Source organism: Sphingomonas sp. HMP6, assembly GCF_013374095.1.
Lineage (GTDB): Bacteria > Pseudomonadota > Alphaproteobacteria > Sphingomonadales > Sphingomonadaceae > Sphingomonas.
The window spans coordinates 774,015-799,296 of sequence record NZ_AP022672.1 but is presented as its reverse complement, the minus strand read 5'-3'; the positions used below and the strand labels follow the sequence as shown (position 1 = coordinate 799,296).

General features: G+C 64.3%; 28 protein-coding genes and 1 tRNA gene. 13 read left to right on the top strand and 16 right to left on the bottom strand.

Features of this window, described 5'->3' with window-relative positions; genetic code table 11:
• Positions 1-4: 4 nt before the first annotated feature.
• Both HMP06_RS04130 and HMP06_RS04125 read right to left on the bottom strand, forming a co-directional pair.
• Positions 5-589, bottom strand: a complete 585-nt coding sequence (locus HMP06_RS04130) for a hypothetical protein (protein WP_176495962.1) — start codon at positions 587-589, stop codon at positions 5-7.
• Position 590: 1 nt separating this feature from the next.
• On the bottom strand, positions 591-1,310 hold the full coding sequence (locus HMP06_RS04125; RefSeq protein WP_176495961.1) for a ParA family protein: 720 nt from the start codon (positions 1,308-1,310) through the stop codon (positions 591-593).
• 229 nt (positions 1,311-1,539) lie between these two features.
• On the opposite strand from HMP06_RS04125, the gene HMP06_RS04120 reads away from it, so the two are divergent.
• Complete coding sequence (locus HMP06_RS04120; protein ID WP_232089857.1) at positions 1,540-2,487, top strand: SPOR domain-containing protein; 948 nt, start codon at positions 1,540-1,542, stop codon at positions 2,485-2,487.
• 603 nt (positions 2,488-3,090) lie between these two features.
• On the opposite strand, the gene HMP06_RS04115 is transcribed toward HMP06_RS04120, so the two are convergent.
• The gene (locus tag HMP06_RS04115; RefSeq protein WP_176495959.1) at positions 3,091-3,291 is read right to left on the bottom strand and encodes a hypothetical protein; all 201 of its coding nucleotides are present in this window, start codon (positions 3,289-3,291) and stop codon (positions 3,091-3,093) included.
• A gap of 88 nt (positions 3,292-3,379) precedes the next feature.
• Complete coding sequence (gene serB, locus HMP06_RS04110) at positions 3,380-4,261, bottom strand: phosphoserine phosphatase SerB (protein ID WP_176495958.1); 882 nt, start codon at positions 4,259-4,261, stop codon at positions 3,380-3,382.
• Between the two features lie 114 nt (positions 4,262-4,375).
• Between serB and miaA the strand changes: the two genes are divergently transcribed.
• From miaA to HMP06_RS04080, 6 genes are all read left to right on the top strand, one after another.
• Positions 4,376-5,290, top strand: coding sequence for a tRNA (adenosine(37)-N6)-dimethylallyltransferase MiaA (gene miaA / locus HMP06_RS04105; protein ID WP_232089944.1), 915 nt, complete (start codon positions 4,376-4,378; stop codon positions 5,288-5,290).
• A 90-nt stretch (positions 5,291-5,380) separates the two neighbouring features.
• Positions 5,381-7,126: an acetolactate synthase 3 large subunit gene (locus HMP06_RS04100; protein ID WP_176495957.1), complete on the top strand. Its 1,746-nt coding sequence runs from the start codon at positions 5,381-5,383 to the stop codon at positions 7,124-7,126.
• A complete protein-coding gene (locus HMP06_RS04095; protein ID WP_176495956.1) occupies positions 7,126-7,338 on the top strand; it encodes a hypothetical protein in 213 nt (70 codons plus the stop codon). The genes HMP06_RS04100 and HMP06_RS04095 overlap by 1 nt, the downstream gene beginning before the upstream one ends.
• 3 nt (positions 7,339-7,341) lie before the next feature.
• The gene (gene ilvN / locus HMP06_RS04090) at positions 7,342-7,857 is read left to right on the top strand and encodes an acetolactate synthase small subunit (RefSeq protein WP_176495955.1); all 516 of its coding nucleotides are present in this window, start codon (positions 7,342-7,344) and stop codon (positions 7,855-7,857) included.
• 120 nt (positions 7,858-7,977) lie between these two features.
• A complete protein-coding gene (gene ilvC / locus HMP06_RS04085) occupies positions 7,978-8,997 on the top strand; it encodes a ketol-acid reductoisomerase (RefSeq protein WP_176495954.1) in 1,020 nt (339 codons plus the stop codon).
• A gap of 160 nt (positions 8,998-9,157) precedes the next feature.
• Positions 9,158-9,787: a YceI family protein gene (locus tag HMP06_RS04080; RefSeq protein ID WP_176495953.1), complete on the top strand. Its 630-nt coding sequence runs from the start codon at positions 9,158-9,160 to the stop codon at positions 9,785-9,787.
• Between the two features lie 49 nt (positions 9,788-9,836).
• Here HMP06_RS04080 and HMP06_RS04075 read toward each other — a convergent pair whose 3' ends face one another.
• On the bottom strand, positions 9,837-10,229 hold the full coding sequence (locus HMP06_RS04075; protein ID WP_176495952.1) for a BLUF domain-containing protein: 393 nt from the start codon (positions 10,227-10,229) through the stop codon (positions 9,837-9,839).
• 241 nt (positions 10,230-10,470) lie between these two features.
• Here HMP06_RS04075 and leuA point away from each other — a divergent pair, with 241 nt between their 5' ends.
• Positions 10,471-12,129 (top strand): 2-isopropylmalate synthase, encoded by a 1,659-nt coding sequence (gene leuA, locus HMP06_RS04070; protein WP_176495951.1) that lies wholly within the window; start codon positions 10,471-10,473, stop codon positions 12,127-12,129.
• Positions 12,130-12,179: 50 nt separating this feature from the next.
• Here leuA and HMP06_RS04065 read toward each other — a convergent pair whose 3' ends face one another.
• From HMP06_RS04065 to folE, 4 genes are all read right to left on the bottom strand, one after another.
• The gene (locus HMP06_RS04065) at positions 12,180-12,512 is read right to left on the bottom strand and encodes a hypothetical protein (protein ID WP_176495950.1); all 333 of its coding nucleotides are present in this window, start codon (positions 12,510-12,512) and stop codon (positions 12,180-12,182) included.
• 256 nt (positions 12,513-12,768) lie between these two features.
• Positions 12,769-13,128, bottom strand: a complete 360-nt coding sequence (locus HMP06_RS04060; RefSeq protein ID WP_176495949.1) for a dihydroneopterin aldolase — start codon at positions 13,126-13,128, stop codon at positions 12,769-12,771.
• Positions 13,125-13,895 carry an SDR family oxidoreductase gene (locus HMP06_RS04055; protein ID WP_176495948.1) on the bottom strand — a complete coding sequence of 257 codons (771 nt, stop codon included), beginning with the start codon at positions 13,893-13,895 and terminating at the stop codon, positions 13,125-13,127. Before HMP06_RS04055 ends, HMP06_RS04060 begins: the two co-directional genes overlap by 4 nt.
• Before the next feature lie 6 nt (positions 13,896-13,901).
• Positions 13,902-14,522 carry a GTP cyclohydrolase I FolE gene (folE, locus tag HMP06_RS04050; protein WP_176495947.1) on the bottom strand — a complete coding sequence of 207 codons (621 nt, stop codon included), beginning with the start codon at positions 14,520-14,522 and terminating at the stop codon, positions 13,902-13,904.
• Between the two features lie 243 nt (positions 14,523-14,765).
• Here folE and HMP06_RS04045 point away from each other — a divergent pair, with 243 nt between their 5' ends.
• Both HMP06_RS04045 and HMP06_RS04040 read left to right on the top strand, forming a co-directional pair.
• Complete coding sequence (locus HMP06_RS04045) at positions 14,766-17,441, top strand: TonB-dependent receptor (RefSeq protein WP_176495946.1); 2,676 nt, start codon at positions 14,766-14,768, stop codon at positions 17,439-17,441.
• Between the two features lie 197 nt (positions 17,442-17,638).
• Entirely contained in the window at positions 17,639-17,920 is a 282-nt protein-coding gene (locus HMP06_RS04040) for an SWIB/MDM2 domain-containing protein (protein ID WP_176498353.1), read from the top strand.
• An 85-nt stretch (positions 17,921-18,005) separates the two neighbouring features.
• Here HMP06_RS04040 and HMP06_RS04035 read toward each other — a convergent pair.
• Positions 18,006-18,082 (bottom strand) — tRNA-Arg (locus HMP06_RS04035).
• Positions 18,083-18,205: 123 nt separating this feature from the next.
• Between HMP06_RS04035 and HMP06_RS04030 the strand changes: the two genes are divergently transcribed.
• Complete coding sequence (locus HMP06_RS04030; protein WP_176495945.1) at positions 18,206-18,631, top strand: DUF5990 family protein; 426 nt, start codon at positions 18,206-18,208, stop codon at positions 18,629-18,631.
• A gap of 10 nt (positions 18,632-18,641) precedes the next feature.
• On the opposite strand, the gene HMP06_RS04025 is transcribed toward HMP06_RS04030, so the two are convergent.
• Genes HMP06_RS04025 through HMP06_RS04010 form a run of 4 tightly spaced genes read right to left on the bottom strand, consistent with a single transcriptional unit; the run spans position 18,642 to position 20,952 of the window.
• The gene (locus tag HMP06_RS04025; protein ID WP_176495944.1) at positions 18,642-19,100 is read right to left on the bottom strand and encodes a DUF1178 family protein; all 459 of its coding nucleotides are present in this window, start codon (positions 19,098-19,100) and stop codon (positions 18,642-18,644) included.
• Positions 19,097-19,918: a carbon-nitrogen hydrolase family protein gene (locus HMP06_RS04020; protein ID WP_176495943.1), complete on the bottom strand. Its 822-nt coding sequence runs from the start codon at positions 19,916-19,918 to the stop codon at positions 19,097-19,099. The genes HMP06_RS04025 and HMP06_RS04020 overlap by 4 nt, the downstream gene beginning before the upstream one ends.
• Entirely contained in the window at positions 19,915-20,172 is a 258-nt protein-coding gene (gene grxC / locus HMP06_RS04015) for a glutaredoxin 3 (protein ID WP_176495942.1), read from the bottom strand. Before grxC ends, HMP06_RS04020 begins: the two co-directional genes overlap by 4 nt.
• Positions 20,173-20,226: 54 nt before the next feature.
• Entirely contained in the window at positions 20,227-20,952 is a 726-nt protein-coding gene (locus HMP06_RS04010) for a ComF family protein (RefSeq protein ID WP_176498352.1), read from the bottom strand.
• A gap of 43 nt (positions 20,953-20,995) precedes the next feature.
• Between HMP06_RS04010 and HMP06_RS04005 the strand changes: the two genes are divergently transcribed.
• The gene (locus HMP06_RS04005) at positions 20,996-21,865 is read left to right on the top strand and encodes a class I SAM-dependent methyltransferase (RefSeq protein ID WP_176495941.1); all 870 of its coding nucleotides are present in this window, start codon (positions 20,996-20,998) and stop codon (positions 21,863-21,865) included.
• On the opposite strand, the gene HMP06_RS04000 is transcribed toward HMP06_RS04005, so the two are convergent.
• Both HMP06_RS04000 and HMP06_RS03995 read right to left on the bottom strand, forming a co-directional pair.
• Entirely contained in the window at positions 21,862-22,629 is a 768-nt protein-coding gene (locus HMP06_RS04000; RefSeq protein WP_176495940.1) for a DUF1223 domain-containing protein, read from the bottom strand. The genes HMP06_RS04005 and HMP06_RS04000 overlap by 4 nt on opposite strands.
• 27 nt (positions 22,630-22,656) lie before the next feature.
• Positions 22,657-23,643, bottom strand: coding sequence for a helix-turn-helix domain-containing protein (locus tag HMP06_RS03995; RefSeq protein ID WP_176495939.1), 987 nt, complete (start codon positions 23,641-23,643; stop codon positions 22,657-22,659).
• Positions 23,644-23,834: 191 nt separating this feature from the next.
• Between HMP06_RS03995 and HMP06_RS03990 the strand changes: the two genes are divergently transcribed.
• A complete protein-coding gene (locus HMP06_RS03990; protein ID WP_176495742.1) occupies positions 23,835-25,187 on the top strand; it encodes an IS1380 family transposase in 1,353 nt (450 codons plus the stop codon).
• Positions 25,188-25,282: the final 95 nt, after the last annotated feature.

Here is a 25,282-nt window from a genome sequence, read left to right as displayed (position 1 = left end):
ACGTTCATCGCGCCGACCGCGTCGGAATCTGGCGGACCAGATCGTCGACTTCGGGCAGTGATTGCAGGAATTGGTCGAGCGCCGCGGTCACCAGCGTCTGGGCCGAGGCATTGTGGAGCGCACTCGCCAATCGCAGTCGCAAGTGCCGATCATGGTCCAGCCGCAGCGTGAAGGCGGATTTCGCATGTTTCTTGGTATGCTTCTTGGTCGTCTCGCGCCCGATCCGGGCGGCGGTCGCGACCGAGATCGGCTTGATCATCGCAGGCGCCGGTGCTTCGGGCTCGGGCTCCGGTTCGGGTTCGTACGCCACCGGCATGGGTGCCGGCATCGCGAATTCCTCACGCAGCACTTCGCGCTGAACGAGCACCGGCGGAACCGGCTGATGCGGGGCATAGGAGTGCTGCGGTGCATCGACCGGGTGGCCCATGTCGTTCCAGCCGAGATCGTCCTGCCCTTCGGGGCCAGCACCGGGGAAGGTGCCGAATCCGCCAAAGCCTTGCGGCCGCATCGCGGGTTTCGCCTGGCCCTTGCGAGCGAGCAACGTCGAAGACAACGACGCGGTCGGTTTGGATTGGCTGAACATATTCATTTCAGCTCACCACCCGGCGGCCGAAGCCACCGCCTGCCGAAGGCCGCTGCGCGCCATATCCGTTGACCGCAGTGGGTGCGGCAAACACGGTACGGCGGAAATTCTTTTCGAGCCGGTCGGAGATATACGTCCACAGATCGCGCACTTCCTGCGCCGATTTGCTGTTGCCGTCGCACTCCATAACGGTTCGACCATCGATCATCGATGCGGCGAAATCGGTACGATGGTGGATCGTGATCGGTGCGACCGTGCCATGCTGCGACAAAGCGACAGCGGCTTCGGAGGTGATCTTGGCCTTGGGTGTCGCGCCGTTGACGACGAACAGCAGCGGTTTGCCCGCGCGTTCGCACAGATCGACGGTGGCGCCGACCGCGCGCAGATCGTGCGGGCTCGGGCGCGTCGGGATGACGATCAGTTCGGCGACGGCGATCACGCTCTGGATCGCCATCGTAATGGCGGGCGGTGTATCGATCATCGCCAGGCGGAAGCCCTGCTGGCGCAGCACCTCCAGATCGGCGGAAAGCCGCGCGACAGTGGTCTGCGCGAACGCCGGATATTCCGCGCTCCGCTCATTCCACCAATCTGACAGCGAGCCTTGCGGATCGATATCGATCAGCACGACCGGTCCTGCTCCTGCAAGCTGTGCCTGCACGGCCAGATGCCCGGACAAGGTTGTCTTGCCCGAACCGCCTTTTTGAGATGCCATCGCGAGAACGCGCATGTTGCCCCTTTGAAACCCGCTATTCGAGACCCTGAAATGCCATGGCAGGGGTCAAGGAAAGGTTAACGGCTGCAGCGACTTCGTACTTTCGGATGAGCGTCCATAACGAAATCTTTGCCAAACTTCGGCTAGAGGGCATTGTAGGGTGGCAGACACGGGACGAGACGGGACAAAGACGATGCGAAGCCGTGCAATGTTTGGGGTGCTGGCCGCAGTAGGCGGGCTAGCGATGGCAGTCGCGCCTGCGCTTGCGGATGTGAAGCAGGGCGTCGATGCCTATGGCCGCGGCGAATATCGCAAGGCGATCGAGGAATGGCGCCCTGCGGCGAATGCCGGCGACGCCGATGCGCAATTCAACCTCGGACAGGCCTATACGCTCGGGCGCGGCGTACCGGTCGATATCGCGATGGCCGCGAGCTGGTTCCGCAAGGCGGCGTTGCAGGGCCATTTCGAGGCCGAGGCGAAATTGGGCCTGGTGCTGTTCGATCAGGGCAAGCGCAGCGAAGCCGCACCGTGGCTGGAGAAAGCCGCGAAACGGGGCGAACCGCGCGCCGAACTGGTGCTCGGCACCATGCTGTTCAACGGCGACGGGGTGGAGAAGGATTGGCCGCGCGCCTACGCGTTCCTCGTCCGCTCCGCCGCCGCCGGGATGCCCAACGCATCCGAAGTGCAAGCGAAGATGGACACGATGATCCCGACCGATCAGCGCCAGCGCGGGCTTGAGCTCGCGCGGCAATATGAGGCCGACGCGCAACGCCCACAATTGCCGTCCGAGATGTCAGGCCAGGGCAGCGTCGCATCGATCCGCGGGACCGATCTACCGCCGTCGAACTATGATCCGAGCGTTGAGCGCAAGCCCGAGGTCGTTGCGATGCGCCCCGAACGGCCCACATCCACACCGCGCGCCGCGCCACCGACGGTGGCCGCGGTGCGCACCCCTGCCCCCGGCCCGGTCGCCAGCGGCCGTGGTGGCTGGCGCTTGCAGCTCGGCGCCTTCGGAGACCCCGGCAATGCCCGCAAACTCGGTGGCCAGGTCGCCGGTCGCTTCCCCGGCGCGAGCGTGACGTATGTGAAAGTCGGCGCGCTCACCCGCGTCATGGTCGGACCGTACGGATCACGCGCGGCGGCGGTGGCAGCGTGCGACTCGGTCAAACCCTGCGTCCCGGTGAACGAGTGAGGTTTTGGAAGTCAGAGTATAGACTGAAGGTCTGAAAGTGGTGGCAAGCGGACGTTCCCGGATCAACAAGGGTCGTGCCAGAACACTCCTTTGCTGACCTCAGAGTAGCACCCGTCGAGCATTGGTAGGTCGCGCCTCTGCCTGGCAACATGATAGCCCCATCCCCCGTCGAAATAGGATTTGACTAAGATGTCGACGCCCCACTCGTGAACTACGACCCGTTCAGGGTCGAGGCTTGCGATGGCGGCGGGCCATTGAACTTTCGGGACGTCCGTGTAGCGAAGGGGCGGCTTTGCCGGATGAGTCGCCATCAAAGATATGGCCTCCATACCAGCCCTTTTCAGCTTTGCCTGATCTGAAATGGGCGACCGGCAGCCGCTAAGCAGCGTTAGTGCTGCAATGGCAGGAAGCATAATGGAAGGGAGTATGTGACGGCCCATCGGCGAAGTTAAGCACGTTAGCAGCCTGTCCGCTATTGGGCGGAACCAGTCTGGCCGCTTTTGATGTCGAAACCTGCGGGTCGGCTTTTAGGCGACGTGATCGCGACGGCACCACGGGACCGACGAAACGTGCGGTAACCCGCCATAACCGCCACGCCTCGAATCAGCCTTTCGGCGTGACCCAGACCGTTACCGGCGCGACGAATTTGCCCGGTGCAGGTTTTCCGACTTCGACGCGGTCGGCAGTCACCAACTCGCCGCTTTCCAGATTGAAGGAAACCCACGGTTTCGGCATCCGGCCAAAGGTGAATCGTTGTATTGGCTGACCGGTTACGGTGTTGATGATCGTCGCTGTGATACCCATTCCGGGGCATTAGCGGCGCGGTCTCACGGATGTCCACCCAGATGCGTGCGCACGCGCAAACTACGGATTTTGGTGGCCATGTCACGCCCTAGCCCAGCACCCACTCCCCCCGCGGAATGCCCTGCGCGTAGAGCAACGCCGACAGATCGCCATGATCGATCCGCGCGGCGGCGGCGGCGGCGACGATCGGTTTTGCGTGATAGGCGACGCCGAGCCCAGCGGCCTTGATCATCGCCAGATCGTTCGCGCCGTCGCCGACCGCGAGCGTCTGCTCGGGCAACAGCCCGAGTTCCAGGCTCGCCGCAAGCAACGTCTGCAATTTGGTGTCGGAACCGACGATCGGCTTGGCGACCGCGCCTGTCAGCATGCCGTCGGCGATCTCCAGTCGGTTGGCGATCGCGCGGTGGAAGCCGATCTGCGCCGCGACCGGCTCGGCAAAGCGCGTGAAGCCGCCGGACACAAGAATGGCGGTAGCACCCCGCGCGCGCATCGTGCGGATCAACACCTCAGCACCGGCCATGATCTTGACTCGCTCGGCCAGGCAGCGCTCGATCACGGCCTCCTCAAGCCCGGCGAGCAGCGCCACCCGCGCATCAAGCGCGCCCTCGAAATCGAGCTCGCCGCGCATCGCGGCCTCGGTAATCGCGGCGATCTGCGGCTTGATCCCGGCATAATCGGCGAGCTCGTCGATGCACTCGACCGTGATCATCGTCGAATCCATGTCGGCGATCAGCAGCTTCTTCTCGCGTCCGGCGACCGCTTGCACGACGACGTCGATCCCTCCCAATGCGCCTTCCAGTGCAGCGCGAGCCGCGTCCGGAGCGGCGCCGAAAAAGATGTCCGCGGCCTTGTCCGTGTCGATCCAACCGTGGACGCTCGGTGCGCAACCCGCCGCCTCCAGCCGATCCATTGCCGCCGAAATATCGCCTGCGCTCAAGGAATCCGATGCTATCAGCGTGGCAATGAACATGCGCGCGTCCCCTTCTTCCGTTCGCCCTGAGTCTGTCGAAGGGCTGTTCTTCGCCACCGTCAGTCATTGCAGGGCTTCGACAGGCTCAGCCCGAACGGAGTTTGGGGCGTGAAGCTGCCGAAAGTGGTGCTCATCGCAGGGCCGACCGCCAGCGGCAAGTCCGCGCTGGCTTGTGCCGTGGCGGAACGCCATGACGGCATCGTGGTTAACGCGGATTCGGCGCAAGTCTATCGCGACCTGCGCGTGCTCACCGCCCGTCCCGCTCCTGAAGAGGAAGGCCGTGCCCCGCACCGGCTGTTCGGCCATATCGACGGCGCGGAGAGCTATTCCGCCGCGCGTTGGGCGTACGAAGCGCGCGCCGAGATCGACCTCGCCCACGCCGCGGGAAAGCTGCCGGTTCTGGTCGGCGGCACCGGCCTCTATATGCGCACGCTGCTCGACGGCATCGCGCCCGTCCCCGAGATCGACCCGGCGATCCGCGCCGAGGTCCGCGCGCTCCCGGTGGCGGAGGCACACGCGGCGCTGGCCCAACGCGACCCGGACGCCGCAGCACGCCTCGCCCCCGCCGATACCACCCGCGTCGCCCGCGCGCTGGAGGTCGTGCGCTCAACCGGGCGGACGCTGCACGACTGGCAGGCGGCGAAAACCGGCGGAATCGGGGACCGCATCACCCTCGCCGCGCTCATTCTGTTGCCCGACCGCGACTGGCTGATGGAACGCTGCGACGCGCGCGCCGCCGCGATGTTTGCGGAAGGCGCGCCTGATGAAGTCCGCGCGCTCCTCGCCCGCACCGACATCACGCCTTCTGCACCGATCCGCCGCGCGATCGGGGTGCCCGAAATCGCCGCGCTGATCGCCGGAGAAAGCACCAAAGCCCAGGCGCTTGCCCTGACCAGCCTCGCAACACGCCAATACGCGAAACGCCAATATACGTGGTTCCGCAATCAACCGCCGGCCACCTGGCACCGCAGCGACGCGATAGAAAACACCGCTCGCATCGATCAAATAGCAACATTATTACGTGGTTAGCGCTTGACGCGCATGTTTCGTTTCTCTAGCAGCGCCGCTCCAACGCTGCTAAAGCCCGCAGCGCCAAGGCATTGCCAAGGGAGACGAGACGTGACCGAGAAAAGCGGAGCAGACATCCTGATCGAGGCGCTGTGCGATCTCGGCGTGGAGGTCATCTTCGGCTATCCCGGTGGCGCCGTCCTGCCGATTTACGACGCGCTGTTCCGTTCCGGGCGGATCAAGCACATTCTGGTGCGCCACGAACAGGCCGCGACGCACGCGGCCGAGGGCTATGCCCGCTCGACCGGCAAGTGCGGCGTCGTGCTCGTCACCTCCGGCCCCGGCGCGACCAATGCCGTGACCGGCATTACCGATGCGCTGATGGACTCGATCCCGATGGTCGTCATCACCGGCCAGGTGCCGACCGCCTTGATTGGCACCGACGCGTTCCAGGAAGCCGACACCGTCGGCATCACGCGCCACTGCAGCAAGCACAATTATCTGGTAAAAGACCCCGCGCGGCTCGGCGAGACGATCCACGAGGCATTCCACATCGCGACCTCGGGCCGCCCCGGCCCGGTCGTGATCGACATCCCGAAGGACGTGCAGGTCGCGACCGCACGCTACAGCAAGCCCGGCCCGATCCGCCACAAGACCTATCGCCCGCAGATAAAGGCCGACCAGCCGAGCATAGAAGCGGCGATGGACATGCTCGCCGCGGCGGAACGCCCGATCCTCTACACCGGTGGCGGCATCATCAATGCCGGGCCAGCGGCGAGCCAGTTACTGCGCGAACTCGCGCGGATCAGCGGCGCGCCGGTCACGTCGACGCTGATGGGCCTCGGTGCTTATCCGGCAAGCGGCGACCAGTGGCTCGGCATGCTCGGCATGCACGGCACCTACGAAGCCAATCTGGCGATGAACAAGGCCGATCTGATCCTGTGCCTCGGCGCGCGCTTCGATGATCGCGTGACGGGACGGCTCGATGCCTTCTCGCCGTTCAGCCGCAAGATTCACGTCGATATCGACCGTTCCAGCATCAACAAGAACGTCCGCGTCGATCTGCCGATCGTCGCCGATGTCGGCCATGCGCTCGAGGATATGGTCCGCGTGTTCAAGGCGCGGCGGCATCCCAAGCCCGATCTCAACGAATGGTGGCGGATGATCGCGGGCTGGCGCGCAGTGAAGAGCCTCGATTTCACAGAAACGGTCCCGGAAATCGCCCCGCAACGCGCGATCCGTGCGCTGTGGGAGGCGACGCACAAGCGGAACCCGATCATCACCACCGAAGTCGGCCAGCATCAGATGTGGGCAGCACAGCATTTCGGCTTCGAAGGCCCGAACAAGTGGCTGACGAGCGGCGGGCTTGGCACGATGGGCTACGGCCTACCCGCCGCGATCGGCGCGCAGCTCGGCAACCCCAAAGCGCTGGTGATCGATATCGCCGGTGAAGCGTCGATCCAGATGAACATCCAGGAACTGGCGACCGCGACGCAATATCGCCTGCCGGTCAAGATCTTCATCCTCAACAACGAATATATGGGCATGGTCCGCCAGTGGCAGGAGCTGACCTATTCCAGCCGTTATTCCGAGAGCTACAGCGATTCTTTGCCGGACTTCGTGAAGCTGGGCGAGGCGTATGGCTGGAAGGGAATCCGGATCGAGAAGATCGACCAGCTCGACGACGGCATCGCCGCGATGCTCGATCATGACGGCCCGGTAATCGTCGATTGCCGCGTCGCGAAGCTCGCCAACTGCTTCCCGATGATCCCGTCGGGTGCCGCCCATACCGACATGATCCTGCAATCGAGCGAAGTGTCAGGCGAGATGGACGACGAAGCGAAGGCGCTGGTGTGATGGAGAGTATACAAAATCAATTTTGGATGATGCAAATTCAGGGTTGGCTGATGATTGTCGTCACGATCTTCTGCGGCGTTCGAACCTATCGTGATTTCGCCAGCGGCAACGTGACCTGGGGGACGATAAGCTTAGTCGTCACCATCGGGGCTCTCATCGCGATCCTCATACCGATCCCAACCCACGCCATTAAAATAGATTTGCCACGGTAAGCCATGCACATCACCACCGCCCCCGCCTCGCGCCACACGCTCGCCGTGATGGTCGACAATGAACCCGGCATCCTCGCGCGGATCGCGGGGCTGTTCACCGCGCGCGGCTATAATATCGAGAGCCTGACCGTGTCGGACGTCACCGCCGACAAGGCGGTCAGCCGCATCACGATCGTCACGACCGCCAGCGATGCGACGATGGAGCAGATCCTCGCGCAGCTCGACCGGCTGGTGCCGGTGCATTCGGTCACCGATCTCACCGCGCTCGGGCCCCATGTCGAGCGCGAACTCGCGCTGCTCAAGGTCGCGGGCACCGGCGATCACCGGATCGAGGCGCTGCGTCTCGCCGATGTCTACCGCGCCCGCGTGGTCGATGCGACGACCAGCAGCTTCGTGTTCGAAGTGACCGGCGGGCGCGAGAAGATCGACACCTTCATCACGCTGATGCGCGAAGTCGGGCTGATCGAAGTCGCCCGCACCGGCATCGTCGCGATCGCGCGGGGGAATTCCGGCGTCTGACCAAGCATGATCCGTCACCCCGGCCCTGTGCCGGGGTTCCCTTATCCCAACATACCACCGTGCGTGAGGCGCGGTGGACCCCGGAACAAGTCTGGCGTGACGACTTAGGAGCTTAAACCAATGCGCGTTTATTACGATGCCGATGCCGATCTCAACCTGATCTCGACCAAGAAGATCGCCATCATCGGCTATGGCAGCCAGGGCCATGCCCACGCTCAGAATTTGCGCGACAGCGGCGTCAAGGATGTCGCGATCGCGCTGCGCGAAGGCTCGGCCACCGCGCAAAAGGCCTATGCCGCGGGCTTCACCGTCAAGACCAACAAGGAAGCCGCCGAATGGGCCGACATCATCATGATGCTCGCCCCCGATGAGCATCAGGCGGCGATCTATGCCGAGGACCTCCACGCGCATATGAAGCAAGGTGCAGCACTCGCCTTCGCGCACGGCCTCAACGTGCATTTCGGCCTGATCGAGCCGCGCGCCGATCTCGACGTCATCATGATCGCACCCAAGGGCCCCGGCCACACCGTCCGCAGCGAGTACGTCAAGGGCGGCGGCGTGCCGTGCCTGATCGCGGTCGACAAGGATGTCAGCGGCAACGCGCATGACGTGGCACTCGCTTATGCCAGCGGCGTCGGCGGCGGGCGCAGCGGCATCATCGAAACCAACTTCCGCGAGGAATGCGAGACCGATCTGTTCGGCGAGCAAGCCGTGCTGTGCGGCGGCATCACCCACCTGATCCAGGCCGGGTTCGAGACGCTGGTCGAGGCCGGCTACGCCCCCGAAATGGCCTATTTCGAATGCCTCCACGAAACCAAGCTGATCGTCGACCTGCTCTATGAGGGCGGCATCGCCAACATGCGCTATTCGATCAGCAACACCGCCGAATATGGCGACATCACCACCGGCCCACGCATCATCACGGCGGAGACCAAGGCCGAGATGAAGCGCGTCCTCGCCGACATTCAGGGCGGTCGCTTCGTCAAGAACTTCGTCCTCGACAACCGTGCGGGTCAGCCCGAATTGAAGGCCGCGCGCAAAGCCGCCGCTGCGCATCCGATCGAAAAGGTCGGCGCGGAACTCCGCGCGATGATGCCGTGGATTGGTGCCAACAAACTGGTCGACCAGACAAAGAACTGAGGCCGCCGCCCGCGCATCCCCGCTAAGACGGGCCCGCTAAGACGGGCCCGCTAAAACAGGGAATGCGCGGGGCGCCTAGTGAAACGGTCCGTTGCCGAAACGGCGTTTGACGCTACCCGCGGCGCGCACCATTTGGGCTGTCACCAACAGGAGACACCCCATGCGCCTCGTCCACCTCTACGCCGCCACCGCCGCTATCCTGCTTTTCGGCACGCCGCTGCTGGCCCAAACGACCCTGCCTGAAATGTTGCAGGGTGCGGGCAAGGTCGCCGATATCAAGGCGGGCACCTATGCCATCGAGCCGAACCACACCCAGGTCACGTTCAGTGTCAGCCACTTCGGCATCTCGCCTTATGCTGGCACCTTTTCGGAGGCGAGCGGCACGCTGATCGTCGATCCCGCCAAGCCCGCCGCCACCAAGCTCGACGTGACGATCCCGATCGCGAGCGTCCAGACCACCAGCAGCGTGCTGACCGGTGAACTGAAAGGCGCCGACTGGTTCGATGCCGCGCAATTCCCGACCGCGACGTTCAAATCGACCAAGGTAACCCCGGTCGGCGCGGGTTCTGTGAAGGTCGACGGCACGCTGACGCTGCACGGCGTGACCAAGCCCGTCTCGTTCCGCGCCAAGCTGTTCGGTGCGGCGACCAACCCGATGAGCAAGAAGGCCTCGATCGGCTTCCTCGGCCAGATGGTGATCCATCGCGCGGACTTCGGCGTCAGCAAATATGTGCCGATGGTGTCGGACGAAACCGTGCTCGTCATCAACGCGGCGTTCGAACGCCAGTAACCGGACCGCGTCACCGGTGCCTCGTGAAGGGCACCGGCGGCGCTCAGGCTCAGGCCGGCACCAGCGCGCGAAAATAGCCCGCCATTTCGCGCGACACGCCTAGCAGCAGCGCGCGCAGGCGGCGGTCGAACGCATCGACGGTTTCGCGGCGCTCGCGGAACACCATCATCCAGTCGCCAAACTCGCGCTCCTCGGTTTCGCGATCGATGAGGATCCGCAAATCACGGTGCCGCGGGTCGTTCGCAAGGCTCGCCAGCAGGTCGGCGATGCTGTCGTCCGGACCTTCGATCGCTTGCAGGAAATCGCCGTCCTGCGCGTAGAGCAACCCGGTAATCCCATCGAGACCGTTGCGCAGCAACGCTTGCCGCGTAATGCCCACGGCATCGTCCTCGGCACGACCGGTGGGGTTGGTCGTGACGCTGGTATAAATGATTTGCCGCATTGCCGCGTCCTACGCGTGCGCCATCGCCGCGAAAATGATGTCGATCAACCCGCCGATCGTACTGGACAGCCGCGCCCTCCGGGCGCTATTCAACACGCGTGTACCTCGCCCCGGCTCTTACCTCGCTTCGACTTACGCGCCCTTAGGCGTGTACACTGCTGCGCGCCGATCACGGCCAGCGCGGCGCGCCTGAGGAACCACCGCCCCTAGCGACCCTTGCGATTGCCGAGCGAGATTGACCATGCTGCGTGACCCGTCGACCAAATACCGCCCCTTCCCCACCATCGCTTTGCCCGACCGGCGCTGGCCGTCGCAGACGATCACCACCGCCCCGCGCTGGCTCTCGACCGATCTGCGCGACGGCAATCAGGCGCTGATCGATCCGATGGATGCGGAAAAGAAGACCCGCATGTTCGACCTGATCGTCAAGATCGGCATCAAGGAGATCGAAGTCGGCTTTCCCGCCGCGGGCGCGACCGAGTTCGATTTCATCTCCGGCCTCGTGCAATCGGGCCGCATCCCCGACGACACCATGATTCAGGTCCTCACCCAGTCGCGCCGCGATTTGATCGAGACCAGTTTCAAATCCCTGCGCGGCGCCCCGCGCGCGATCGTCCATCTCTACAACGCCGTCAGCCCGGCGTGGCGCAAGATCGTCTTCGGCATGACCCGCGCCGAGGTAAAGAAGATCGCGATCGAAGGCGCGATGATCCTACGGGATCAGGCCGCCGCCCAGCCCGACACCGACTGGTTCTTCGAATACAGCCCCGAGACCTTCTCGACCGCCGAACTCGATTTCAGTCTCGAAGTCTGCGAGGCGGTGATGGACGTGCTGCGCCCCACGCCCGACCACAAATTGATCCTCAATCTCCCCGCCACGGTCGAATGCGCGACGCCCAACGTCTATGCCGACCAGATCGAATGGTTCGGCCGCAATATCCGGGGCCGCGATACCGTCGCTTTGAGCCTCCATCCGCATAACGACCGCGGCACCGGCGTCGCCGCCGCCGAGCTCGGCCTGATGGCGGGCGCGGACCGGGTCGAAGGCTGCCTGCTCGGCAATGGCGAGCGCACCGGCAATTGCGATCTCGTGACGGTCGCGCTCAACATGTACACGCAAGGGCTCGACCCGAAGCTCGATTTCTCGGACATCGATGAGATCGTCAACACGGTGAACTATTGCACGCAACTCCCCGTCCACCCGCGCACACCCTATGCCGGCGATCTGGTCTTCACCGCCTTCTCGGGCAGCCATCAGGACGCGATCAAGAAGGGCTTCGCGGCGCAGGAAGCCAAGAACGATCCGCTGTGGGAAGTGCCCTATCTGCCGATCGACCCGGCCGATCTCGGGCGCAGTTACGAAGCGGTGATCCGCGTCAATTCACAATCCGGCAAGGGCGGCGTCGCCTGGGTGATCGAACAGGACAAGGGCCTCAAACTGCCCAAGCGCCTGCAGGCCCATTTCAGCCGCCACGTCCAGCGCATGGCCGACGAGACCAGCCGCGAGCTAAACGCGGCCGATATCTGGAGCCTGTTCGAAGCGACGTATCTCGCCCGCGATGCAGACCGCTTCCGCCTGCTCGATTACAACGAGAGCGGCAGCGTCGGCGACCGCCTGTTCGTCGGCCATGTCGCGGTCGATGGCGAGGAACGCTCGATCTCCGGGCGCGGCAACGGCCTTATCTCGGGCGTGATCGACGCCCTCGGCGGGTCGACCGGCCCGGCGCTCGACGTCGTCGATTACAGCGAACACGCCATCGGCCACGGCGCCGACGCCCAAGCCGCCGCCTATGTCGAATGCCGCACCAGCGACGGGCGAACGGTGTTCGGCGTCGGCATCGACGCCGACATCGCGACCGCGAGCGTGCGGGCTGTGTTGAGCGCGGCGAACAGGGTGTGAGGGTGGTGCCTTAGACTGGGGTGAGGTCAACTATCGCCCAGTTGCGGACATTACTCCGCTCGCGCTGCTGCCGTTTCGATGATTTTTCGGGTCAGATATTCGTAGATGCCGCGTTGCCGAGTGTCATTCTCGACAATAGCGGCAGCCTCCACGATGTAGTCGGCATTTAGAGCGGCATTCGCATCTGCAAGACCCACCTCGATTGCCAAAGCAATCTCTTGCGCCGTCAAACCGTCGTCATGACGGAATGCACCGATTGGCGGGAGAACTGTAACGACGAAACCTTGCGATTTGCCGCGACCAATTTTCAAACGAAGCATGTTGTGTGTCGGACCGGTCACATGCTGCGCAGTGAACGTGCGATTGTTCTCAGAAATATGCATTGGTCACCCCCACGGCGCGTTTAACACGCAACGGCAGCTTTCCACCACTTTCGGACCTTCGCGCTGTCCTACAGCGCGGCAACGTGTCAGCCTCGGCAAGTCCGCTCTTTCAAACCGTCGATTTGCCCGCCGACCCGCGCTTCAAACATGGCGCGGATGGTGTGACTCGTGCGACTTTAGCCACAAAAACAGGCATCTCCAACTGCCCGTCCACCGTCGTTGGTGCGACTCTATGCGACTTTACGCAGCGGCAGCCCTATCCCCGCCCCCGCACCACTTCGCACCCGACCGCAGCATCTGGATAGATATCCGGCTTGCTCGTCCGCACCGTAACCTGCTCGACCCGCGCATCGCTCAAACACAGTGCCGCGATCGCCTCGCACAGCGTTTCCTGCAGGTGGAAATGCCGGTCGGCGACCAGCGCCTGCACGCCGCTCCGCACGAAATCGTAATCGAGCACAGCATCGATCCGGTCCTCAGCGGGAGCCTCGGGATACACCACGTCCATCCGCACCGAGACGATCACGCGCTGCGGGGCGGCCAATTCCTCCGGATGGATGCCCAGGCCCATGATGACCTCGAGCCCTTCAAGAATGGTGGTGAAGCGAACGCTCATGCCCCTGCCCTCATACGGTCTTCGAACATCACATCGCGGGTCTTGGCCACGAAGCGCTGGCCGCAATCGACGAACAGATCCTGCCCCTGCACGCCCCGCGCCTCCAGCAGGAACGCCACTGCGCGAGCAATGTCCTGCGGATCGACCGGGCGGCGCAGCAGATTGCGCGAGGCCGCCGCCGCAAACTCCGCCTCGGTCTGGTCGGCGCTCGGCAACGACAGGCCCGGCGATACGGCGTTGACGCGAATGCGGGGCCCAAGCGCCTGCGCCAGCATCGTCGTCGCGCCACTCAACGCGAACTTGGCGCAACTGTAGGAGAAGAAATCGGGGTTCGGATTGGCAAGCTTCTGGTCGAGAATGTTGACCACCGCCCCCTCCGCCAGATCATCCTGCGCCGCCAGCGCCGACGCCAGCAGCACAGGTGCCTCAAGGTTGACCGCATGATGCCGCTGCAGCGACGCCGCGGTCAGCGCAGGCGGTGTGTCATATTCGAACAGCGACGCGCTGTTGACGACCGCCATTAGCGGCGCATCGAACCCAGCCCGCGCCGCAGCGATCAACGCCACCGGCGTCTCCGCATCGGCCAGATCGCCCGCCAGCACGATCGACCCCGGCAGTTCCGCCGACAGCGCCTCGGCATCGTCGGCGGAATGCAGATGATGGATCGCCACCCGCCACGCACCGCCTGCCGACTCCGGCCCGGCCAGATGCCGCGCGATCACCGCGCCCAGCCGCCGCGCCGCGCCCGTCACCAACACCGTCCGCATCGGGTTTCAGCAGCCCATCAACGCGAGGATTTCCTTGCGGCTGCGCTCATCGTCGCGGAACACGCCCATCATCCGGCTCGTCACCATCGTGACGCCGGGGGTGCGCACGCCGCGCGCGGTCATGCAGGCATGGCTCGCCTCGATCACCACCGCCACGCCGTGCGGCCGCAAATGCTCCCAGATGCAGTTCGCCACCTCGGCGGTGAGGCGTTCCTGCACTTGCAGCCGCCGCGCATAGGTGTGGAGCACGCGCGCCAATTTGGAGATGCCGACCACCCAATTGCTCGGCAGATAGGCGATATGTGCCTTGCCGATGATCGGCGCCATGTGATGCTCGCAATGCGACTGGAACGGAATGTCCTTCAACAAAACGATTTCGTCATAGCCGCCGACCTCCTCGAAGATGCGCGACAAATGCACCGACGGGTCGTCCGAATAGCCCGAACAATACTCTTTCCACGCCCGCGCGACTCGCTGCGGCGTATCCAGCAATCCTTCCCGCGTCGGGTCGTCTCCCGCCCAACGGATCAGCGTGCGGACCGCATCGGCAACCTCTTCGGGAACCGGAAGCTTGGCCGGGGGCGCCACTAGGTCGCCATTGCCGGGTCCGTCAGAGCTGTCGTCCATCGTCATTCCTTCTAAAATCAGTCGCTGCTGACGTTACGGCACGCGGGTTTCGCCGTACTGCAACATGCAAAAAGTATCGTTTCGAAACTGTCTCATTTGGGCAACGGCCGCGCAAGCCCGCAGATTGCCTAAGATTATGTCATTGACGCTTCATTTAGCGACACGCTATTTCCAACTACCGATCTTTCGAAAAACCGGAACCTAGCCTTTAGACTAGGACCGGCGCTCATAGGGGATGCCATCATGAAGAAATTCGAACTGCTTGCCGCTTCTGCGGTGGTCCTACTGGCCGCCACCCCAGCATATGCGCAGACCGCTCCCGCACCAACCCGAGCGGCACCGCAGACCGCGCCGGCCGATACCGCAGACAACACCGAGAGCGACATTATCGTCACCGCGACGAAGCGCGAACAAACCTTGCTCGATACGCCGGTCGCGGTGTCGGTCACCAGCGGCGCGACGATCGAGCAAGCACAGATCCGCGATCTTAAGGATCTGCAGACGGTCGTCCCGTCGCTGCGCGTCAACCAGCTGCAAAGCTCGGCCAACACCAACTTCATCATCCGCGGCTTCGGCAACGGCGCCAACAATGCGGGGATCGAGCCTTCGGTCGGCGTGTTCATCGATGGCGTATATCGCTCGCGTTCAGCCGCACAGATTGCCGATCTCCCCAATCTGAAGCGCGTCGAAGTGCTACGCGGGCCGCAGTCGACGCTGTTCGGCAAGAACGCTTCGGCCGGCATCATCAGCATCGTGACCGCCGAACCCGCGTTCAAATTCGGCGGCGCGGCCGAGGCCACCTATGGCAATTACAATGCCGTCGTCCTGAAGGCCAATGTCACCGGACCGATCAGCGACACCGTCGCGTTCAGCTTCGGCGGCAATTACAACCGCCGCGATGGCTATGCCTATGACGCGCAGTTGAACAAGGACGTCAACGATCGCGATCGCTGGGGTCTGCGCGGGCAGTTGCTGTTCCAGCCGAACTCGGACTTCAAGATCCGCATCATCGGCGATTATGACAAAATCGACGAGAATTGCTGCGTTGCCGGCAACCTCATAAACGGGCCGACCGGGGCCATCATCAATGGGTTGATCGCGCCCGTCGGAACCGACAAGATCAACCCGAACAACCTGTTTTCCTACCGCGTGTTCAATAACTTCCTGTCGAGCAACAAGATCGAAAATTACGGCGGATCGATCCAGGCCGATTACAATCTCGGAAAGGTAGGCCTGACCTCGATCACCGCCTATCGTAAGATCAATGCCGTCACCAACCAGGACTCGGATTTCACCGGTGCCGATCTGATCGGCCGCAACTCGCAGGACCTGAAGATCGACACGTTCACGCAGGAATTGCGTCTGGCGACCGATTTCGAAGGACCGATCAACTTCCTGCTCGGCGGCTTCTATTTCAACGAGAAGATCAACCAGGGGAACCAGCTCCTGTTCGGCCGCGACTTCCGGACTTATGGCAATGCACTGATCCAGGGCGGCACCGGCGGCGCGCTCAATGTCACGACGCTGGAGAACACCTTCGGCGCGCTCGAAGGCAATCCACTCAAGTATCAGAACGCGTTCTTCCGCGCGGGCGACGGGATGACCGAGCGCTATCGCCTCGCCGACGAAAGCTTCTCGATTTTCGGCAATGCCGATTTCAAGCCCTTCGAAAAGCTAACGCTGACCGCCGGCTTCAACTACACCGACGATCGCAAGCGCTTCTCGACCAACAACGTCAGCACCGACGTGTTCTCGGGCATCAATTTCGACGCGCCGCAATATGCGCCGTTCCGCAATCAGCTGCTTTACCAGGGCGGGCTTGCCCAATTGGTCGGTACGCAATTGGGGCTCGGCCGGTCGGCCACCGCAGCCGAGATCGGTGCCTTCGCAGGCGCCAACCCGGCGGCTTTTGGTGCGATCAACGCCGGCGCGCAGGCCAATGCGAACGCCAACCAGAACAATCCGGCCGCCAATCCGCTGGGTGGGCTTCGTCCGCTGCAGTTCGTGCCGCCGTTCCAGAACTTGCCCAATGCGGTCGAGCCAGGCCGGACCAGCGACGGGAATTTCTCCTACACGCTGCGTGCCGCGTACAAGTTCGACAGTCATCTGAACGTCTACGCGACCTACGCAACCGGTTTCAAAGCCAGCTCGGTCAACCTGTCGCGTGACTCCCGCCCGTCCCCAGCCGATGCGGCGGCCTTGCGCACGGCGGGTCTGGCGGTGGTCAATCTCTCCTCCGGTTCGCGCTTTGCGGGGCCTGAGAAGTCACGCGTGATCGAGGGCGGCATCAAGGGCCAGTATCGGAACTTCGCGTTCAATGCCGCGATCTTCCAGCAGGAAATCACCGGGTTCCAGAGCAATGTCTTCTCGGGCACCGGCTTCATCCTGGCGAATGCGCCCAAGCAATCGACCTTCGGTATCGAATTCGACGGCAGCGTGACGCCGTTCAAGGAGCTGACCCTGAACGGTGCGGTGACGTATCTCGATCCGAAATATGATTCCTTCCCGAACGGCGGCGCGATCGCTTTGCCGAACTTTACCGTCGTTTCGGCTAATCTGACCGGCACGCGGCCGGCAGGTATCCCGAAATTCGCGGTGTCGGTCGGCGGCACTTACACGCGACAGCTGACCGAATCGATCAAGCTGCTGTTCCGGACCGACTTCAACTATCAGTCGCCGGTCCAGATTGCGGAGAGCACGGCCCCCGCCATCATCGGGCTCACGCGTGAGGTGCAGGAACTCAACCTCGCCGCCACGCTCCAGTTCCAGAATGGGCTGGAAGTCTCGGCCTGGGGCCGCAACGTGACCAATAACCGCTACATCACGACGATCTTCTCGTCGGTCGCGCAATCGGGCAGCGTTTCGGCCTATCCGAACCAGCCCGTCACCTACGGCGGGACCGTTCGCTTTAAGTTCTGATCCAGCCGCGATCAGAAATCACGCGACCCGCCGTCTTGGAGCCAGGAATGGCGGGTCGTTCGATTCATAGCTCTATTTGCGCGTCCACACGGCATTGTGGGCGTGGACAAGGGCAAAAAGGCAGCGCACAAGGCGGCAGCGCTGACGAAGGCGTGGAACCGATGTCGGTTGCAACGGCACGACAGGAAGGACAAAAAATGGCGAAGACCCCAACCGCAAAGAGTGACGCTCCCAAGACCGGCGGCATCTTTGCACCGATCACCCCCTCGGCCGAGCTCGGCGCGATCGTCGGCACCGACAAGCTGCCGCGGAGCGAAGTCATCAGCAAGGTGTGGGCTTACATCAAGAAGCACGACCTGCAGAATCCAGAGAACAAGCGCGAGATCGTCGCCGACGACAATCTCCGGAAGATCTTCGGCAAGGACAAGGTGACGATGTTCGAAATGAACAAGCATCTGGCCGGCCACATGAAGGCCTGATCCTCCCCGGATCGATTTGTGCTGCCGAACGCCGGCGTCCCTCGCGGGGCGTCGGCGTTTCGCGTTGTTGGACATGCGCTGAGAATGGTGCCCCCGAGTGGATTCGAACCACCGGCCTGCGGTTTAGGAAACCGTCGCTCTATCCACCTGAGCTACGGGGGCATCGTGGGCTTTGGTAAAGCGCACGCTCGGGACGGTCAATCGGCGGGTTGGCGCGTTGGCTGGCGGATTAGGATTGCGAGAGCAAGACCTTCCAGATCGTACGCCGCCCGCCTACCATGCCGCATGACCCCGAACGACCAGACCGAAATCGCCTTGCGGATCGTCGTCGAACATCCCGTGCCAGGCGTACCCCACAGCCTGCAGGCCAAGGACGACACGCCGCTCGATCCCAAGGTTTCACTGGCTGGAGAACCGCTTGCGTTCAACATTACGGTTCGCGTCGGGCCGGGGCCGAAATTTTTCGGGGACCAAGTTCGGCGGGAGGGTCCTGTGCGCCGCTTCGTCTATGTCCGCATCGGTCAATCGGCGGGCGATGGCCAGTCGACATGGAACCGGCGCATGAAAATCGACGTCCACGATATTGCGAAAGATCTGTTGGACCGCGCTATCCGTGGCGAAGGCGTGCTGGAAATCACCGTCAACGGAACGGCTAAAGACGGCACGCCCGCCTGCGCCACGGTCGCGCGCACCGATCAGCGCCTCCACTAACGTCTTTCGATCAATTTACCGCCTCCGGCGGCACGATCGGCAGCGGTAGAGCGGCCACGGGCACACCCTCGTCGATCAGCGCCTTCGCTTCCGCCAAGGTGGTTTCGCCGTGGATCGGCGCAGTGGCCACATCGCCCTCGTGCATCGCACGCGCCGTATCGGCAAAGGCGCGGCCGACCCATCGCGACTTGGCCAACGCCTGTGCCTGCGCCGTGGCGAGCGCGTGGAGTGCTGCCTTCAACGCCGCCGGGCTTGGCAAAGCGTTGGTCTGCGGGGTCGGAGCGACCACCGTGCGCGTATTACCCTTTGCGCCGACGTTGGGCGCCATCACCGCCTTCACGATCTCGACATCGCCGCATATTGGGCACGCCAGCAGTCCGCGCGCGCGCTGATCCTCATACGCCGCGCCTGACCCGAACCACGCCTCGAACACATGGCTTTGCGGACAGCGCAGATCGAAGACGATCACGCCTGCGTCACGACAGGGATCGGGCGGCGATGCGCGATGACCGGCACGCGGGCGCGCACATCGGCGATCCGCGCCGGGTCGATCTCGGCATAGCCGATGCCGGCGCTCTCACCCATGTCGAGGAGAATCTCACCCCACGGATCGACCACCAGCGAATGGCCATAGGTGGCGCGGCCATCGGCATGGTCACCGGTCTGCGCGGCGGCAACGACATAGGCCCCCGCTTCAATCGCACGCGCGCGCATCAGCACGTGCCAATGCGCGGCGCCGGTCGGGCGTGTGAAAGCGGCGGGGATCGCCAGCACCGTTGCACCCGCATTGCTGAGGGCACGGTACAGATCGGCGAAGCGCAGATCGTAGCAAATCGACAGGCCGATCGCGCCGATCGGCGTCTGTACGACCACCGCCCCCTCGCCCGGCGCATAGGAGGCGGATTCGCGCCAACTCTCACCGGTCGGCAAATCCACGTCGAACAAATGGAGCTTGTCGTAACGCGCGCGGATCGCACCCGTATCGTCGATCACGAAGGCGCGATTGGCGAGCTTACCGCCGCCGTTCAGCACCGCGAGCGAACCGATATGGACCCACATGCGATGCGCCGCCGCCGCCGCGCGTACCGCCGCCAGCACGACATCCTCGTCCTCGCTGCGCAGCACCGCCGCTGCCCGCGCCCGGTCGCGATCGAGCAATCCGGACATTTCGGGCGTGAACAGCATCACCGCCCCGTCCGCCGCTGCGCTCGCAACCGCGTCTACCAGGATGCGCGCATTGGCCTCGGGGTCGATCCCGCTCGTCACCTGAGCGAGCGCGATCTTCATGCGGCGAGCAGCGCGTCCAGCTTGCCCGCACGATCGAGCGCGGCAAGATCATCCGATCCGCCGACATGCTGCCCGTTGATGAAGATCTGCGGCACCGTACTCGCACCGCCCGAACGTTCGAGCATCTCGGCGCGCTTCGGCCCGCCCATCGTGATGTCGAATTCCTCAGGCGAAGTGCCCTTCGCCGCGAGCAATTTCAGCGCGCGCGAGCAATACGGACAGAAGGCTTTGGTGTAGATTTCGATCTTGGCCATGGGGCAGAAATGTGGGCTGACCGGGTGATTGTCAATTCCCAGCGCCCGTGAGAGTCATTCTTCATCGTCCAGCACGCGCGTCCAGCACAGGATCGTCACGCGCGCGGCACCGGCGCGGAGCAGCACCCGAACGCACCCATCGGTGGTCGCGCCGCTGGTGTGGACATCGTCGATCAACACGACCGACTGGCCCTTCAGCACGGCGTGCGGATCAACCACGCGAAACACGCCCGCAACCGCGCGCGCCCGCGCCTTGGCCCCCATCCCGCGCAAGGGCGGCGTGGCCTTGACCCGGCGCAGCAGCAGTGGATCGTTCGGCACCCCCGTCGCCCGGGTGAGCGCGCTCGCGATCAAGGCCGACTGGTTGAACCCGCGCGACCAGATGCGCCAGCGGTGGAGCGGCACCGGCACCAGCAGATCGGGAGCCTCGGGCATCAACCGCGCCATTTGCCGCCCGACCGTTTCGGCAAAGGCGGTGCGCCCGCCATACTTCAGCCGCAGCACGACGGTGCGCGCGACATCTCCGTACGCCACCGCCGCGCGGATCCCGGCATGGCGCGGCGGATCGGCGAGGCACCGCGCGCAGTGCGCGTCCGATCCACGATCATAGTCGAACGGCACATTGCACCCGGCGCACCACGGCGGCCCCAGAAATCGCAACGACCCCCAGCACGTCGCGCAGAAGCGGTGGTCTTCGCCCGTTACCGCGCCACAGCCGGGGCAGCGCGGCGGCAGCGCGAAATCGGCGATATAGCGAAAGGGGGCGAGCCAGAGCGACACATCGCCCTTGTCGCGTGCGCGGCGGAACGGCACAAGCCACCCGATGTCGCTCTCCCCCTCAACCGATGTTCCGGAAATCTTCGATCGCGCCGCACGCCGCGTGCGCCGCGACCGTGCCGCGCCGATCTTTGCCGACTTCGATTTCCTCCGCGCGACTATGCTCGACGGGATTGCGGAACGCCTCGCGAGCGTGACGCACCGTTTCACCGATATGCTCGATCTCGGCTGCTTCGACGGTGCCATGCCGGCGCCCGATGGCGCGACGGTCACGCGCTGCGACGCGGGCGCGCTATTCGCTGCACAAGCGGGCGGCGTGCAAGCCGATGAAGACCGCTTGCCCTTTGCGCCCGGCAGCTTCGATCTCGTGATTTCGGCCGGCGTGCTTGATAGCGTCGATGATCTTCCCGGTGCCCTGACGCTGATCCGCCGCGCGTTGCGGCCGGACGGGCTGTTCCTCGCGGCGTTCTGCGGTGCCGGCACGCTCTCCACCCTGCGCGCCGTGCTGCGCGAAGCAGAGCGCGACCGCCCCGCCGCGCGGATCCACCCGCAGATCGACGTACGTTCATCGGGCGATCTGTTGATGCGCGCGGGCTTCGCGCTGCCCGTCGCGGATGTCGAAACGTTGACGGTGCGCTATGGCTCGATTGGCGGCATTCTGCGCGATCTGCGCGGTATGGGTGCGACCAACGTTCTGCGCGCACGCACCCCGCTGCGCCGCGATACGCTGGCGCGCGCCGCCGAGCTGTTCGCTGCGCGCGCCGACCCGGACGGGAAAACGCCCGAGCGTTTCGACCTGGTCTACCTGACGGGTTGGTCCCCTGCCCCATCGCAGCCAAAACCGGCGCGACGGGGCAGCGGAACGGCGTCGCTGGAGGGGGCACTCCGCCGTCCTCCGGGGGTCGGGGAGGGTTAGATGCGAGATGCGGCGATGATCTTGCCGCCCTTGCCCTGCTGAACGAGGATGGCGCTGCGATAAGCCCGGTCGCCGGGTGCCGGGACGCCGAACGTTACGGGCGCGCCGTTCCAATGTCCGAGCGCGACGAGCGAGCGGACGACGTTGCGATGATCGAGCGACCGCCCGCCATTTTCCCCCGCACGGATCGGTACCGTCAGCGTGCGCGGATCGTATTGCACGATCCACACGGTCGCATGCCCCCTGCCCTTGCCGACGGTGACCTTGCCGTTGGCTGCCATGATCTGCGGGCCGCCGAGGCCACGCGCGTTATCGTGGATCGCGCGCGCGAGGGTTTGCGGGTTCGCGCCGACCACAGTGCCGCCGCCGTTGATGATGACCTGCGGCGTCGCGACTTGCCCGCGCCCGGCGGCATTCGAATAATCCCACTGCCGCGCGGTGTAAGCGGGCTTGGCGAACGTGTCCTTCCAGCCGAGCTGATCCCAATAGGTCACCGCAAAATTGAGCGCGAGGATGTCGGGGCGCGCCGCGAGCGCGTTGACGTTCGCATTGGCAGGCGGGCAATCCGAACAGCCCTGGCTCTCGAACAGCTCGACCACGGTCGGATGCACGGCATCGGCCCCGGTCGATACCGCCGGCGCTGCCACCGCCGCGGTTACCCCGCCGCTCGGATCGATCGGATTGAACCCGCCGAACGCAAAAGCGCCGCTTACGGCTAATGCGGCACTGGCGAACAGCAGGGAAAACGATGCGGTGCGAGTCATGGTATCAAATCTCCGGCGGGCGATGCGTCACACCGTCATCGACGCGACATGCCGCTCATTCGCGGAAAGCGCGTGCGGCGTTACAGGCTGCGTCGGAGCCGACGCGCCGCTGCGAAAGCGGCTCGGGTCCGCCCCATAAGCCAAGGCGAAGGCGCGGCTGAAATGGCTGCGACTGGCAAAGCCGATGCTGGCGGCGATCACTTTCACCGGCAAGCGCGTCGATTTCAGCAATTCGGCGGCATGATGCAGCCGCGTTTTGGCTACGAAGGCCATCGGGCTCATCGACAAGGTAGTCGAAAATTCACGCGCGAAGGCCGATCGGCTCATCCCCGCAATGCTGGCAAGGCTCGCGACGCTGTGCTGCGCGGCCGGCGTGTCGAGGATCGCCGTGATCGCCTTGCCCAGCCGCGGATCGCGCAACGTTCCGAGCACGCCCGAGCCATGCCCGGCGCGCGCGAAATGCCGGCGCAGCACGATGATGAGGCACGCCTTCATCAAGGCGCCTGTCAATGCACGCGTGCCCAGCGCGCCGCCGCCAATCTCCTCGATCATCATGCGATAGCCGCTCTGGACGATCGCCAGATCGGAGAGATCCTCGACGATCGGGCGTCTTACCGCGTCAAGCAAGCCGAACGAGCCCGAGATGTTCGCGAACACCAGGCCGCACACGACGCGTACGTCGCCGGGTGCTCCCTCGGCAGCATCGAACAGCATCAGGCCGTCGCGGGTCATCCGACAATTGTCGGCCGCACCGACATCGCGCGCAGGGTGCTGGTCCGCCGCGATCACTTGGGAGACGCCGGGTGGAACAATGACGACGCTGCCGGGCGGGCAGATCATGACCGGCTGGCCCGGCACGGTCAGGTACATCGTGCCCGACAGCACATAATGCACCTCGATCGCCTTGCTCGCACCACCGATCAGTCGGAGACCCTTGCGCACCTCGCACACCGCGAATGCCTCGACGGCGACGTCCATCGTCGCCAGTAGGTGATCGAGAAGAGGTTCGGGCATGACGCACTCCAGCGAGGGGAATGCGCGCTATACGCCACTTATCGGTCGATCGTTACGCGGCCGATCTAGCCCGGATTATTCATCGGGAGCGATAATCGGTGGTGGCGATCGTGGTCTAAGTCTTTGGTTTGGAGTAGAGAAAGGGTGCTTACGCCATCCCTCTGCTCCAGACAGAAAGTGCCACGACCGCCATGGCCGACGATAGTGGGTTCTCCTTCACCTTCCCAGCCATTCGTGGTCGAAAAATCACCGCCGCGTTCGACGGCGGTCGGCTGACGTCGGACGGCGGCGTGCTACTGCTCGCACAGGCCGAGCGGCGGTTGGGGATCGCGGATCGGCTCGCCGCCTGCATCGCTGATCCGCGCGATCAGGGTCGGGTGATCCACCGGGTCGCCGACATCTTGCGCGCCCGCATGCTCGCGATCTCGTGTGGGTATGAAGACGCCAATGATCTCGACGCCCTGCGGCATGATCCAGGGTTCAAGCTGGCGCTCGGCAAACTGCCGGGTGATCCGTTCGGGCTGGCCAGCCAGCCGACGATGAGCCGGTGGGAAAACGCGCCGACTACGCGCGAGTTGATCCGTCTGACCGGTACGCTGGTCGACCTTTATTGCGCGAGCTACCCCGTGCCACCTGCGGCGGTGACGCTCGACATCGATGATACCGTCGACGTCGTACACGGCGCGCAGCAGCTCTCTTTCTGGAACGGCCACTACGGCGAGCGCTGCTTCCTGCCGATCCATGTCTACGACACCGCTACCGGGCGGCCGGTTGCGATGCTGCTGCGCACCGGCAAAACGCCGTCGGGCAAGGAAGTCGCCGGCCATGTTCGCCGGCTCGTGCGACGTATCCGTCGCCACTGGCCCGATACCCGGATCACGCTGCGCGGCGATGGTCATTACGGTCGGCCAGAGCCGATGGCCTGGTGCGAGGCGAACGGAATCGACTACATCTTCGGGCTGCCCGGCAACCGCACGCTCCACGCCGATCCCGTCATCGTTCGGGAAGGCGATGCCTGCGCGACCGACCGGGCATTGCAGGGACTGGTCGAACTAAGGCGTTACGCAGAGACGCGCTACGCTGCGAAAACCTGGGGGAATACCGAACGTCGCGTCGTTGCTCGCATCGAGGCGAGCAGCCTCGGCCTCGACATCCGCCTCGTTGTCACCTCGCTTGCCGAGGGCAGCGCTGAACGGATCTATGACACGCTTTACTGCGCCCGCGGCCAGGCGGAAAACTTGATCAAGCTGCATAAAACGCAGCTGAAGAGCGACCGAACCTCCTGCTGCTCGGCCAACGCCAATCAGATGCGGCTCATCCTTCACACCGCCGCCTACTGGCTGATGTGGGCCGTGCGGCACGCTATGCCCGCAACCGCCACGCTCCGCACCGCCGAGTTCGCGACCATCCGCCTGCGGCTGCTCAAGGTCGCCGCGCGCGTCGTCGAAACCACCAGCCGCATCCGCATCGCCTTCGCAAGCGCCTGTCCCGATGCCGCGCTGTTCCGATCCATCGCGCTCAACTTGCGCACCACGGGACCATGATCGATGCGGCAGTGGCCGCCAAACGAACCCCGCCCATCAACTCCGCCCCAAACTGTGAACCCGCGATGAGACAGGCGCTTGGGACCCATGCGCCC